Below are 13,035 nucleotides of genomic sequence, written 5' to 3' on the forward strand. Positions count from 1 at the left end.
GCGGATAGAAACCGTTTATATTAAAACCGGCTTGCCTATATTGTGGGGCCTGTTGTCATTTGCGCTGATGTGGCTGGGGATGCATTATAAAGTGCGCACCATGCGTATTGTATCATTAAGCCTCTTCTCGCTTACATTATTAAAATTATTTTTGTTTGATATTGTTGATATCCCGCAGGCTGGTAAAATAGCGGCTTTCTTTTGCCTGGGTGTTTTGCTGCTTATTATATCGTTTATGTACCAAAAGGTTAAAAAAATTATTGTTGATGATAAAGCTAAGAGTAAGGAAGAATAGCCTAATATTAACCGCGCTTTTTTGCGGATTAATGTTAGCGGCATCGGCACAAAAGAGTTTTAAATATGGGGCGGCCCTGCAAAAGCCCGGGAGTACCGGTTTTTACCGAATAAGCCTGCAGCCTGCTTTTGTGGCGAAAGCCAAACCGGGTATGGCCGATATCAGGATAGCCGATGCCAAAGGCAATTTTGTACCTTATATAGAAGCCGGAAGTTTGCCTCAAAAAGATCAGAAAAGCTTTGTTGTTTTTAACAGGATAGATACCCGTGTGCCAACAGATACCGGGACCACCTATACCGTCGAAAACAAAACCGGCCTGCCCCTTGACCGCCTTTGGATAAAGCTGCAGAATACCGCTGTACAACGTAAAGTAAACCTGATGGGCAGTGATGACTTGAAACAATGGTTTGCGATACAGGAGGAGATTTCCCTGCAGGAAGCCGTGCAGAACAGCGAGGGAACTTATATGCAATCGCTCTCCTTCCCGGCCAGCAGCTACCGGTATTTGAAAATATTGGTTGATGACAAAAGGAAAACGCCCATTAAATTTTTACAGGCGGGCATTTATACCGAATACGCCAAAACACTGGCTTACTCACCAATACCCGGAGTTAAGTTTACCCGCGCCGATAGCAACAAAACCACATTTATCAGCATAAAACTGAATGATAATTACCAGGTAAATAAGCTGCATTTAAACATCTCCGCACCCAAATACTTTAAGCGGAGCATCACCATTTACCAAATAATTGGTAATTATAAAGAAGCGGTAATTGACGGGGAATTAAATTCTGCTAAAAACAACGACCTGCTGTTTTCGGCAAAAGCCAAGCAATTATTAATGGAGATCGGCAACGGCGATAACCAGCCTTTAACCATTAGCGGTATCAACGCTTATCAATCAGATGAGTACATTATCAGCTACCTTGATGGCAAACAAAGCTATCACCTGCTTGCCGGCGATTCAACCGCCCAGGCCCCGGAGTATGACCTGAAATTTTTTGCGGATAGCATTAAGGATAATATTCCTGCCATTGCCCACGGCGCGGTTGTTAAAAACAATGTAATACCAACCGAAAAGCCAAAAGCCGGTAAGGATTATACAGTGTTTATATGGACAGCTATTGTGGTATCATTGGGTTTATTGCTGCTACTCACTTTAAAAATGACTAAGGAGGTGAAAAAGAAAGCTGAAGGGGATAATAAGGGGTAGGACTCTTCCTGCATTAAAACCTACAACCGCTTGCCATAGCGCAATGACAGGATTTTCTTTACTCCCTGATACTCAAAATATCATGAATAGCAGCCTCCGCTTTCTCATATTGAAAAGTAAACCCGGCATCCATCAAGCGTTGGGGTTTTACCCAGCGGCTTTTTAATATCAGCTCCGGTTCGGTGCCGATAACTAAGGCGCCAATTTCCAGCAGCCATTGCGGGGCTGGCAATCCAAACGGCATTCCGTAAGCTTTGCGGATGATGCGCATAAAATCGGCGTTCTTTTCTCCATAAGGGGCAGTGCAGTTATAGATACCCTCCATGGGGGGATGATCCAACAGGTATTGGGTGCTGCGGGCTACATCATGCTCATGTATCCAGGCTAAGTATTGCTGTCCATCGCCCTGCTTCCCGCCCATGCCCATTTTTACCAGGTTAAGCAGGCGCGGAAAAACGCTGTCGCTGCGGCCAAGTACAATACCCATACGCAACGCGATCTTTCGGGTATGCGGGGTTTCACTTTTATAAAAAGTGCTTTCCCATATATTGCAAACATCGATGCTGAAACCATAACCAATCTCGCCGGTTGCCTCATCCTGCGGGTGGTCTTCGGCATGGCGGTATATGGTGGCAGATGTTATGTTGATCCAAAGTTTTGGAGGATCGGTCATTTTATGGATCACATCGCCCAATAATTTGGTGGGGACCACGCGGGATGCGATGATCTCGGCTTTATTCTTTTTAGTATAGCGACAGTTTACGTTTTTACCGCACAGGTTGATGAGCATATCGGCCTGGGTTAATTGTACGGTCCAGCCGTTCTCGGTTTTGCCATCCCAAACCACGGTGCGGATGTTATCAATTGCAGGGGCCTGTTTACGGGCCAGGATAATCACCTCGTCGGCAAGGTCTTTATAATATTTTGCCAGTACCGTACCCAGGTAACCGTTACCCCCGGCAAGCACAATTTTTTTATACGTTTTCATGACTTCAGTTTAAGATCAATACTAATAAAACAATGCGGTAGCTAACCCAGGTAATGGTCATTACCCAACCCAGGTTCAACAGTTTTGTTCTGCGGATATGTTCCAGGAACATTAATCCTGCAACCCCCATGAAGCACAGGGTATAAATAAATGGACTCAGCTTAAACCAATGGCTTACGGCCAGTGGGATGAGCAGCAATAAACTACCAGCGAAAGAGATGGTCATCATGTTACCCAGGTAGGCCCACACCTTATCCCTGGCATAGGTGCAGATTACGAAAGCCTGGAAAACGATCTGCCCGCCGCAGATCAGGTACTCGCGATATGCGTTGCCCAGGGGCACCATACCCACCAGTAAATGTGCATACCGGGTTAATATAAACCCGGTACAAAACCAGGTAAACAGCAGGAAAGCTATGCGATAATGCAGTTTGAAGGCTGGCTGGTAAGCAAAGGCGGCATCCTCTTTAGTTGGCGGAATGATCACCCGCCGGTTGTAAGATATAAAGGCATAAACCATGCTCATCAGCCAAATAAATGGCTTGAATGTGAACAGCGGAGTAAATACCGGCCAGGCATTACCAAGAATCTTGAACAGGCTTTTAATGCCATAAGTGACCTCGCCGTTTTTTAGGTTCACAAGGGCTATTTCGTTAACTGCCCGCTGGCGGTCATAAACAGGGCAGGTATCCTGGGGTATGGTTTGATAAGCCTCTCGTCCGTTATTATCCAGCATGCCGGTTTTAACAAAGGCTTTGGTATATACACTGCACATGGGGCATTCTGCATCAAAAAGCACCACATGATTTTTAAGCGTTTTCATTGTACATTGGTTTGTTGTAATTGAACAAGACAAATATACAATTTATTTTATATTTTCAATAAATACTGAAAATATAATTAAAATAATAACAGGAAGAGCGTTGTTGGCCTGAATGATAAAAGCTTCGCGGAGTTTTGAATACAGAATTGCGTATTCTATTGATAATCAAACTTGCGGAGCTTTAAAGCTCCGCAAGTCCTTACTACTATCCAAAAACATCGGGTGGTGTTAAAATATTCAACTGCTGTACATCGATGCAAATTTAACAATAGGCCTTAGTCAAGCGCTTTATAAATCGCCCTATCTAAAGTAATCCCAAGTCGTTTAGCCATTTCTATGGGATCGAAGTCAATACGTTTATATTCTGCCTGTACGGCYTCTTTGGCTTTGTTTAACGCTGTTTCATCTTCCCAAACGGCAACAGTGGTTATCAACATATTGCCGTTCGCGTCTATACTCTTGTAGGCATTGTCGCCTATAAAGCCCGGTAGATTTTTTATAAAAGCCCGGTTGTAATTGACCCGGTTGATAAACTCTTCTTTTGCCCTTGCAGGCACAACAAATTTATCAATGAAAAAAACCTGGTTCGGGTTATTCTTTTTTTCCGATAGCCTGCCGATGTCCGCAGGCACAACGCCCAATTCCTGTAAAAATCCAAGTCGGTTGGTTTGTATGATTACGCTTGTTATTTTACCATTCTTAAGGGTATACACTCCAATGCCATCATTGGTAACTGTTTTGCCGGTGGCCGCAAAGTTTTGAAACGGACCGCTATGCGTCCCGGTCCATTTCCAGCTTACCATAACCTTATCATTTTCGGCAAGCAGGTTCACTATTTTCCAATTGATATCCGGGAACGCTTTAATGAGCTCAAAAACCGGTTCTTCAAAGGCTTGAACGCCTTTGTTTCCCCTAACTCCGGTGTACTCCCTGGATACCCGGTTTTGAAGTGACTCAAAGTTTCTTTTGTTAAGGGCTTCCTCATACAGGTTTCGTACTATTTCTTTATTCTGAATTGCTGACATGGTAATTTCTTTGTTTTTAATTTTTGGATAGATTTGTTTAACCGGCTGCGCCATACAGATGCCTGGTATAAGCAGACTTACAAATGGCCGGAGGATGCTTGCTTGTATAGTTTTCATTATTGCTGTTGTTGATACAAATCTCTCAACAACAGCACATCAATACTTGTAAAAAATCATTGATTACCAAAAAAGCGGCGACTTGAAAAAGCCGGTGGGAGTAAGGCCTGTAAATAGCTTAAAGTCTTTATTAAAGTGAGGCTGATCAAAATATCCTGCAGCATATGCCATTTCGCTTAGGCTTTGGTTAGTTATTCCTTTACCAACCAGTGCTCTTATGCGGACTATTGACGAATATTGTTTGGGTGAAGCACCGGTTGCTTTCCTGAACCGTTTTTCAAAAGCATCCTGGCTGATGTAGAGTGAATTGGCAAGGTCTTTTATTTTAGTATGCCCCTTATCCGAATCTATTTTTTGTACAGCCGCCAAAACGAGTTTATCCGGGGCGATGTGTGTTAAATGCGACAACAGGAAGTTTTCGACCAAAAAAATGCGTTGGGCGTTTCCTGTTGCCCCCGCCAATTGTTCTTCAATTTGCAATATATCCTGGCGGGCAAAAAGGTTATCAAGCGGGAGGCTGTTATTAAATAACTCATATGCCGGCGCTTTAAATAAAGCCGCAGCAATTGCTTCTTTAAATATAACCAATATAGTACCGGAGTTTTGTGAGTAATTAATTATCCGGGCGGAGTTTCTTAACCCAGAGATCACGGCTGATGGAAGTTTGCTCCCGACCCCATCGCTTGTATAATTTACATCGCCCTTAAACCTGAACGCCATCACCAGCGATGTATCGGGCAATACCCGGTTTGCACTACCTTCGGCACTTTCTATGACCAGGTATTTCCTGATGTATGGCGTTAATGCGGCAGAAGGTGTTATAACATTGGCTATCATATTATGCAGACCGGTAGTTATGGTTTATCACAATAAAGTTATCGCATTTTCATTTCTTTAAAATAACTATTTATGAATGTGACATTGCATCAATAGTAAAGGTAGAAAAGGCGTCCCAATACCCGATCAATTAAAGTATAGTTTATTGTGATGTCCCGTTATAACAATTCGACCTCGAGCATAAACGCGGCTAAATCAATAGTCGCATCTAACACTATGGCTTTATTGAAGTTTTTTAGAGCTTCCTCTTTGTTGAATACTCTTAAATAATACAGGCCAAGGTGTTTATAAGCATACGCATAGTTGGGATCAAGCACTATACTTTTTTCAACCAATAGCCTGCCATCATCTAAACTGCCTGTTTGCAATTTTAGATAGCCTAAGGCGCAGTATGGTGCAGCAAACTGCGGGTTTAGCATTATAGCCCTTTCAAGAAGTTCTTCTCCTTTCTCATACTCCCCTTTTAATGCAAGTTCATAACCCAGGTTATTAAGCATATACAGGTTGTTTCCGTCTATGGCCAATACCTCTCTGTAATTTTTAATGGCAGCTTCATGCCTATTTGTTACTGATTGAATATAGCCAAGGTTTAGATGGTCTTCAATATCAAATTCAGTTATTTTAGTTAATTGGATAAGATATTCCTCAGCTTGTTTAAGATTCTTTACAAGTAACAATGAAGTGATCAGCGGGCGTAAAAAGGATTCTTGCCCAGGACAAAGGTTATTTATCTTAAGAAACATATCTGCAGATGTTTGGTACTCGCCACTTCTGAGCTTTTCATTAGCTGCAACGTAAGCAGAAAAAACTTTTCGGTTCCTTATCGTAAAAAGCAATTGCTCTCCGTCGTTATCCAGGTTAACACTTTTTATTTTTCGCGGCGTCAAGTTTACATATAAACTAATAACAGAACATATGATAAGGGCAAAACAATATAGTTTAACCGAGCCATGGACATTCGTATTAAGAGCAATAAATCCAATAAGGAGGGCAATTAAAACTGTAAATAGCGGCCCGGCAAGCAAAATTATAATTTTACTTATATAACTCCCTTCATCCTTATTGCTTCTACACATTCCTATACCTCTTATAAAAGGGTAAGATGGCTTAATGTAGAAGTGTATTCGGCCTATTTTAAATTTTAACCACGTCTCTGTATTACCATATGAACCAATAAACACATCAATATTATCTGGTTTGGTCAAAACCAAAAAGGCAAAAGCATGTCCTAATTCGTGAAAGACGGTTATTAAAGGGCTTGTTATATAAACCGCTGCATAAATAGCAAGTATGGCAATTGCAAGAAACATTGAGGATAAGGCGTTTAATTTAAAACTAAAAATACGGTATATAATCGAAATAAACCCATAACAAAATCTTTCACCGCCGCTTACAATTATAAAACAATTTTATAACTTTGAAAAACAAAGTCCTTTTAATGAAAGATCAAGACATTCATGCCGAATTAAGTTCCATCCGCAACCTGATGGAGCGTTCGGCCAAATTTATTTCCCTTAGCGGGCTTTCGGGTGTAATGGCCGGCATTTACGCCATTATAGGAGCGGGCATCGGTTATGAGATACTTGCAAATGAAAGCAATGGCCTTTTACGCCAAGATATCGATGTAATCACTCAATTATTTATTGTAGCCTTTTCTGTTTTAGCTCTATCCATAGGTACCTGCATCTGGTTATCTGCCAGGAACGCGAAAAAACACGGGCAGCCTTTCTGGAATATCGRCAGCAAGCGCTTACTCATCAATATGGCAATCCCGCTGATCAGTGGTGGTCTGTTCACCTTTATTTTGATCTACCATGGTTACTATGGCATTGTTGCGCCGGCTACCCTTATTTTTTACGGACTGGCATTGGTTGCGGGTAGCCACTATACCTATTCGATGGTAAAAGGATTGGGAATATTGGAGATTTTATTAGGTTTGCTTTGCGCATTAATGCCCGGCTATGGTTTAATATTTTGGACGATAGGTTTTGGCTTACTCCACATTATTTACGGTACTGTAATGCATTTTAAATACAATAAGTGAAGATCTCATTAGAACAATTTGATAAAGCCTTTGAAAACCGCATTCGCCTGCAAATTATGAGCGTACTGGTTGCCAATGAAAGCTATGATTTTAACTCGCTTAAAGATCTGCTCGACCTGACGGATGGCAACCTGGCATCACACCTGAAAGCTTTGGAAAAAGAAGAATACATCCAGGTGCTAAAAAGCTTTATCGGCCGCAAACCCAATACTCGTTACCTGGCGTCAGAGAAAGGGCGCGCTGCCTTCAGGCTACATCTGCTGGCCCTTGAAAATTTAATAAAACAGCAGAAGCTTTAATTTTTTCCTTACGTGCTTTGAACCTCCCGTTACCGGCCATTCAGGAATAACAATTATCAAATTTTTTTTATAAGAATTTAATAATAATGTATTTTCACCTACAAATAAAAACCTGTCACTATTAATGAAATATTTTTACCCCCTTTTTATCTCACTTTCTTTTTTTTCCACTTATTCAATTGCACAAAGCAACTACAAAGCGGGCCTTATTGTTACCCCAAAAGGCGAAACTGTTAATGGATATATTAACTATAAAGAATGGAACTATAACCCCGGTAGTATAAGCTACAAAAAAACGCTTACTGATAAAGCCCAAACCTTTGGGCCGTTAGATATAAGCTATTTTGAGGTAACCGGTTTTGAAACCTATAAATCTGCATACGTTTCTGTTAGTATGGGTAAAACCGAATTGCATAGCATGAAAGATGAAGTTGACACTTCCACTGTTGGGAAAGATGTTTTTTTAAAGTTGGTAAAAAAGGGAGAAAATGTATCCTTGTTTTTGTATGCCGACGAAGTAAAAACCCGCTATTACATTACTGACAATAAAAGTACTGAAAACGCGCAGGAGTTGATATACCGGCCTTATATAGACACAAAAACCCTGACCGTAAAATCAAAAAATCTATACAACATACAACTAATCAACCTCGCAAAAAAATACCGGCCCGAAAACTTTGATATCCTGGAGGATATTGTAAAAACAACATATAAAGAGCCGGAGCTGAAAAAAATAATCTCCAGGATAAATAATGAAGATCCTGATCAAAAAGAGAATACCCTAAACTCACAGCCAGCTATAAGGGTCTTTGCCGGCCTTGGTATTAATGCAAGTAATCTTAAGTCTTCTGGCTCACTTCCGACCGGAACTACTCAAAGCAACAAAACTTTTTACTACCCCAAAATTACTATAGGCGTTGATGCTCCCTTTAACCCAAACGTTGGCCGCCTGGTTTTCCGCACCGAACTTAGCTTTACAATAGCAAAAGGCGAGATAACGCTTCGGTCATCAGACCTGGTTTCTGCCACAGCAAGCGTTTTCAAGCTCGATCAGCAAACCATTTCGATAAAACCACATCTGATCTATAACATATATAATACAGATAGCTTTAAATTTTATGCCGGCGCCGGAATAAATATTAATTATTCGCATTACCCGGCAAGTGTAAATAAAACTTCGGTTGTTAATGATATCCCTTCGTTAAGCTATAATCGTGAAGACCGTTACGAATCCACCACTAACTTTTGGTTCCAGTTTGCCTCAAGGGCAGGCTTTACCATTGGCCGTAAGTGGGATATTTCTGCTAACTATTTTGTGCCCACCAGGGTTTCTGATGCTGGTGCAATACCCGAAATGACAGTAAAAGGGTTTGACGCAGGCATTGGTTACTATTTTGGCAGATAACCTATTTACTGCTCATTTGGTCAACCATAAAATCCAAAGCCGTCTTATCGGGCAAAGATTTTGCAGCGGGCTTTTCGCCCAGGAGCATTACCTGGTTATCGTGAGTATTGTATGCCGGCCAATTTGGCAATCCTTTACCATTTGGATTGCCGGTTCTGGCGAAGTTTACCCAATACGTTGATATGGTTGTTGCCAGCTGCTGATCTGCCGGTTCCCAGGGGCGGTTCAAAAATTTAAGGTTATCATAAGCATAAGCCACTTCGCCGGTATGAAAAGCTCCATATTTTACAAAATCGGCTGTCGCGGGCAAGCGACGGGTAAAGCGGTAAACATATACTTTTGATTTGCCTTTGGTACTTTGCACATTGGCCCAGGTATAATTTTGTATGCCGAAAATCTGATCGCGGTTAATGTTGATCTGTGATCTTTCTGCTTCGGAATCCGTACCGGCCGGGAAGTGCTGCAAAAAAACGGGTGCCTTGTTGCCATATTGCGCCGCTATTTGTTTTTTATAATCTTCGGCATTTTTGAACTTGCCTACAAAAGCGTCATCTTCATTCCATCCGGTTAGTAAGGGCACATTGTTTTCTTTATTATCAGCAAAAACCTGGGCTATTGTTGCAGGCAATACATAGCCGTCAACTATTGGTCTCCCTTGTGATTTATTAACCAGTTCGGCCGCCGGCTTGTTTCTCATTTCGGCAATGGAATTTGCACCTAAAGATTGGGCTGTCTTAACGCCTTCTTCCTCGGCTTTTTGCAGAGTGATACCACCAAACGGGCCGGTTATAAAACTGGCGCCACTTTCGGCAATGGCTTTCTGAAACAAGCCTTTTCCCAAGGGCGATGCAACTAAACAATTCACACTCATAGAGCCCGCAGATTGCCCCGCAATAGTAACATTCCCGGGGTCGCCGCCAAAGTTTTTGATGTTTTGCTTTACCCACTTTAGGGCTGCCAGCTGATCCATCAAACCATAATTACCGGAAGCATTATGGCCCGATTCTTTGGTGAGTTCGGGGTGTGAGTAAAACCCGAAAATACCAACACGGTAATTGATCACCACAAAAACAACATCTTTCCTGGCCGTTGCTTCTCCATCATAAATAGGCACAGCCGCCCCGCCAGATGCAAAACCACCACCATAGATATAAACCAACACCGGTTTTTTATCTTCGGATGATTTGGCGTTCGTCCAAACATTAAGGTACAGGCAATCTTCGTTAATTGGCTCAAAAGGAATCAAAAACTCACGGGTATAAACCCCAAACTCATTGGGCCTGTCCTGCATTGGGCTTGCCGAAAATGCGGTACACTGTTTAACACCCGCCCAGGGAGCTACCGGCTGAGGCTCCTTCCAACGCAGATCGCCAATTGGTGGAGCCGCAAAAGGGATTCCCTTAAATATATGGACGCTACCATCCGAATTCACACTTCCTGATACCTTACCGGTATTGGTATTAACCACATCGGGCAGATTCTTTTGCGCAAACACAAATGAACAACCAATCAATATCGACAAAAGCAATGCAAAACAATTTTTCATATAGATAATATCTATTGGCGTGTATAATGGGTGTATAAATCTAAGGCTTTTTGCTGCTGTTTTTATATTTTGYAGTACGGGCATCATTAATTATGCCTTTCCAGTTTAGCCCATAACCAAAATCATAAACGTGGCCCTGGTCGTCGGTATAGCATTTCATATCATGCGGCACATCTTCAAACTGCTGCTCCACGGTTTTCATATCGGCAGGCATTTGCAATGGCAGCAGTGCGGATGGCTCCGTTTTCCCGGTCAAAATATCCAACGTAGCCTGGCCTTGTACACCAAAATCAACCACAATGGCATTCGCATTTCTTTCAAATTCAGAGAACACCATGGGGTTGGCCATATTTACCGAAACGATAACCGGCTTGCCTTTCATTTTAGCATAGGTATCATTCACCATCCCCAGGTCGGTAATATTTATCGCTGTTGACGACTTGCTTTTATAGGTACGATTAGTAAATTTTTCCAGTGGATCGCCTCCGGCAATACTGGTTGCACGTGCATCTGTAGCTGTATATTCGCTGTATTGCAAGCTGATGGGCACATAGCCCGTCCCTCCACTTTTGGCATCCTGGCTGTTGTAACCGCCACCACTGTTCGGGCTGTTAATGAATACTAAAGCATAGTCGGCTTCATCGGGGTTATCGGTCACCTTAAAATATTTTTTTACCGTTTCCATATTCACCGGGTATTCCAGCTTTTCCGGCGTTTCCATCCCCAGGAAATTGCGCCCGGCCGGGGTGAATTTTTTTGGCACATACACCGTTTTGCCTTTTTGCAGCGGTAAAATATTAGCCTTGTTCTTCAGCATTACTATCGACTTAAGCTGCGCCTCATAGCCCGCGTTCATAAACTCGGGGCTGCCCACTGTCGTTTTTGAAGTTTCTATATCCAGGTAAGGATTCTCAAACAACCCGGTTCTGAATATATTCCTCAGCAACCGCACCGCCGACTGCTCAAACCTTGCCCGCATAAAAGGCTCGCCATGTTCTTTCACGCCCATTTGGTAAGCGGCCACAACAGGGGCAACCTCGTTATTACCGCCAAACTGATCGACCCCGGCCATCAAAACCTTATAATGACGCTGTGCTACGGATAGCCCTTCCACGCCCCATGATTTTCCCGACAGGAAAACATCAACCGCAGTTTCATCACCGGTAACCAGCCAATCGGTGCAAACCACGCCGTCAAATTTGTATTTTTTGCGAAGCAGATCATTAATGATATAGGAGTTGTAATTGTTGGCTACATTCTCTTTGTTCTTTATATCCTGTTTAAACGATATGGTATAATAAGGCATTACTGATGCGGCCATCCCGGTTTTGCCGCTCAGCTTAAAAGCGCCCTCAGTAAAGGGGATTAAATGCTGCTTAAAATTATTGCCTGGGTAAACCGCGTATTTGCCATAGCCATAGTGCGCATCGCGGCCACCTTCTCCGGCGCCACCACCCGGCCAGTGTTTTACCATGGCATTTACACTACCATAACCCCAGCCGCCATTGATTTCTTTATCGCCTGTTGAAGTTTGAAAACCATCAATATAACCACGCGCCATATCGGCCGAAAGCTGTGGATCTTCGCCAAAAGTACCGCTTACACGCGCCCAACGGGGTTCGGTAGCTATATCAACCTGCGGTGATAAGGCTGTGGCAATACCCAATGCCCTGTATTCTAAGGCAGCGATGTGGCCAAAGTTCTCTACTATTTTTGGATCAAACGTTGCGGCAAACCCCAATGATCCGGGCCACATGGAAATTGCGCCACCTGCTCCGGCATTATACTCGGCAGTGGCAACAGTTCCATGGCGTGGATCGGAACTGTTATTATTTGGAATCCCAAGCCCTAAGCCTTCTACAAAAGCCTGTGCTTTATTGTTCCATTGAGCGGCAATCCCGGGACTTTGTACCGAAGTGATCAGCACGTGCCTTACATTGTCTTTTTCTAAAAACTGTTTTTGCTGATCAGATAAATCGAATGGTTTAGCGCCGCTTTCGGCAAATACCTTCCCGCCATAGGTTCCTTTAAAAGGCCCTGCAGGTGCGGCAGGTATAGGCTGGTGTTTGCTATACAGCATCAACCCGGCAATTTGCTCAACGCTCATTTTTGATGCCAGGTCCTTCGCCCGTATATCAACCGGCAGGCGCCAGTCTTCGTACCTATCCAGCTTGCCGTTCTTATTCAGATCTTTAAAAGCCAGGCCATCAACGGTTAATATTTTAACTCCGGATGTGGTAGAATAACCTAACTGCTGCCCGCCCGTATTAGTTACAAAAACAATATCTCCGGTTGTCTTTTCTATCCATTTGATTTGCGCCATGGCTGCAGTAGCTGGCAGCAGCGACAGCAGCGCAATAAATTTTAATTGATTAGCCATGAAATTTATACTGGTTGATGTGTATTTATGGTTGCTTTGTACCTATAAATGCCTTTGCAACTT

At 42.8% G+C, this 13,035-nt stretch carries 12 protein-coding genes; 5 read left to right on the forward strand and 7 right to left on the reverse strand.

Annotation, left to right across the window (positions count from 1 at the left end; all coding sequences use genetic code 11):
- The coding region (locus AC1DPZ_RS04675; protein WP_477401583.1) for a DUF2339 domain-containing protein at window positions 1–295 on the forward strand (295 nt) is incomplete at its 5' end.
- On the forward strand, window positions 267–1,508 hold the full coding sequence (locus AC1DPZ_RS04680) for a DUF3999 family protein (protein ID WP_477401584.1): 1,242 nt from the start codon (window positions 267–269) through the stop codon (window positions 1,506–1,508). The genes AC1DPZ_RS04675 and AC1DPZ_RS04680, both read left to right, overlap by 29 nt.
- Before the next feature lie 58 nt (window positions 1,509–1,566).
- Here AC1DPZ_RS04680 and AC1DPZ_RS04685 read toward each other — a convergent pair whose 3' ends face one another.
- The 5 genes from AC1DPZ_RS04685 to AC1DPZ_RS04705 all read right to left on the reverse strand — a co-directional run bounded on the left by AC1DPZ_RS04685 (window position 1,567) and on the right by AC1DPZ_RS04705 (window position 6,608).
- Window positions 1,567–2,496 carry a TIGR01777 family oxidoreductase gene (locus tag AC1DPZ_RS04685; RefSeq protein ID WP_477401585.1) on the reverse strand — a complete coding sequence of 310 codons (930 nt, stop codon included), beginning with the start codon at window positions 2,494–2,496 and terminating at the stop codon, window positions 1,567–1,569.
- Between the two features lie 4 nt (window positions 2,497–2,500).
- Window positions 2,501–3,319, reverse strand: a complete 819-nt coding sequence (locus AC1DPZ_RS04690) for a DCC1-like thiol-disulfide oxidoreductase family protein (protein ID WP_477401587.1) — start codon at window positions 3,317–3,319, stop codon at window positions 2,501–2,503.
- Window positions 3,320–3,594: 275 nt separating this feature from the next.
- A complete protein-coding gene (locus AC1DPZ_RS04695; protein ID WP_477401589.1) occupies window positions 3,595–4,461 on the reverse strand; it encodes an ester cyclase in 867 nt (288 codons plus the stop codon).
- Between the two features lie 63 nt (window positions 4,462–4,524).
- Entirely contained in the window at window positions 4,525–5,298 is a 774-nt protein-coding gene (locus AC1DPZ_RS04700; protein ID WP_477401590.1) for an AraC family transcriptional regulator, read from the reverse strand.
- A 158-nt stretch (window positions 5,299–5,456) separates the two neighbouring features.
- Window positions 5,457–6,608 (reverse strand): tetratricopeptide repeat protein, encoded by a 1,152-nt coding sequence (locus AC1DPZ_RS04705; protein ID WP_477401591.1) that lies wholly within the window; start codon window positions 6,606–6,608, stop codon window positions 5,457–5,459.
- 128 nt (window positions 6,609–6,736) lie between these two features.
- Between AC1DPZ_RS04705 and AC1DPZ_RS04710 the strand changes: the two genes are divergently transcribed.
- The 3 genes from AC1DPZ_RS04710 to AC1DPZ_RS04720 all read left to right on the forward strand — a co-directional run bounded on the left by AC1DPZ_RS04710 (window position 6,737) and on the right by AC1DPZ_RS04720 (window position 9,046).
- Window positions 6,737–7,342, forward strand: a complete 606-nt coding sequence (locus AC1DPZ_RS04710; protein ID WP_477401592.1) for a hypothetical protein — start codon at window positions 6,737–6,739, stop codon at window positions 7,340–7,342.
- Entirely contained in the window at window positions 7,339–7,641 is a 303-nt protein-coding gene (locus AC1DPZ_RS04715; RefSeq protein ID WP_477401593.1) for a winged helix-turn-helix domain-containing protein, read from the forward strand. Before AC1DPZ_RS04710 ends, AC1DPZ_RS04715 begins: the two co-directional genes overlap by 4 nt.
- A 124-nt stretch (window positions 7,642–7,765) precedes the next feature.
- Complete coding sequence (locus AC1DPZ_RS04720; protein WP_477401594.1) at window positions 7,766–9,046, forward strand: outer membrane beta-barrel protein; 1,281 nt, start codon at window positions 7,766–7,768, stop codon at window positions 9,044–9,046.
- 1 nt (window position 9,047) lies between these two features.
- Here AC1DPZ_RS04720 and AC1DPZ_RS04725 read toward each other — a convergent pair whose 3' ends face one another.
- A complete protein-coding gene (locus AC1DPZ_RS04725) occupies window positions 9,048–10,592 on the reverse strand; it encodes a carboxylesterase/lipase family protein (RefSeq protein ID WP_477401595.1) in 1,545 nt (514 codons plus the stop codon).
- Between the two features lie 40 nt (window positions 10,593–10,632).
- Window positions 10,633–12,972 (reverse strand): glycoside hydrolase family 3 protein, encoded by a 2,340-nt coding sequence (locus AC1DPZ_RS04730; protein WP_477401597.1) that lies wholly within the window; start codon window positions 12,970–12,972, stop codon window positions 10,633–10,635.
- Window positions 12,973–13,035: the final 63 nt, after the last annotated feature.

This window comes from Mucilaginibacter sp. P4_G9 (genome assembly GCF_056400985.1).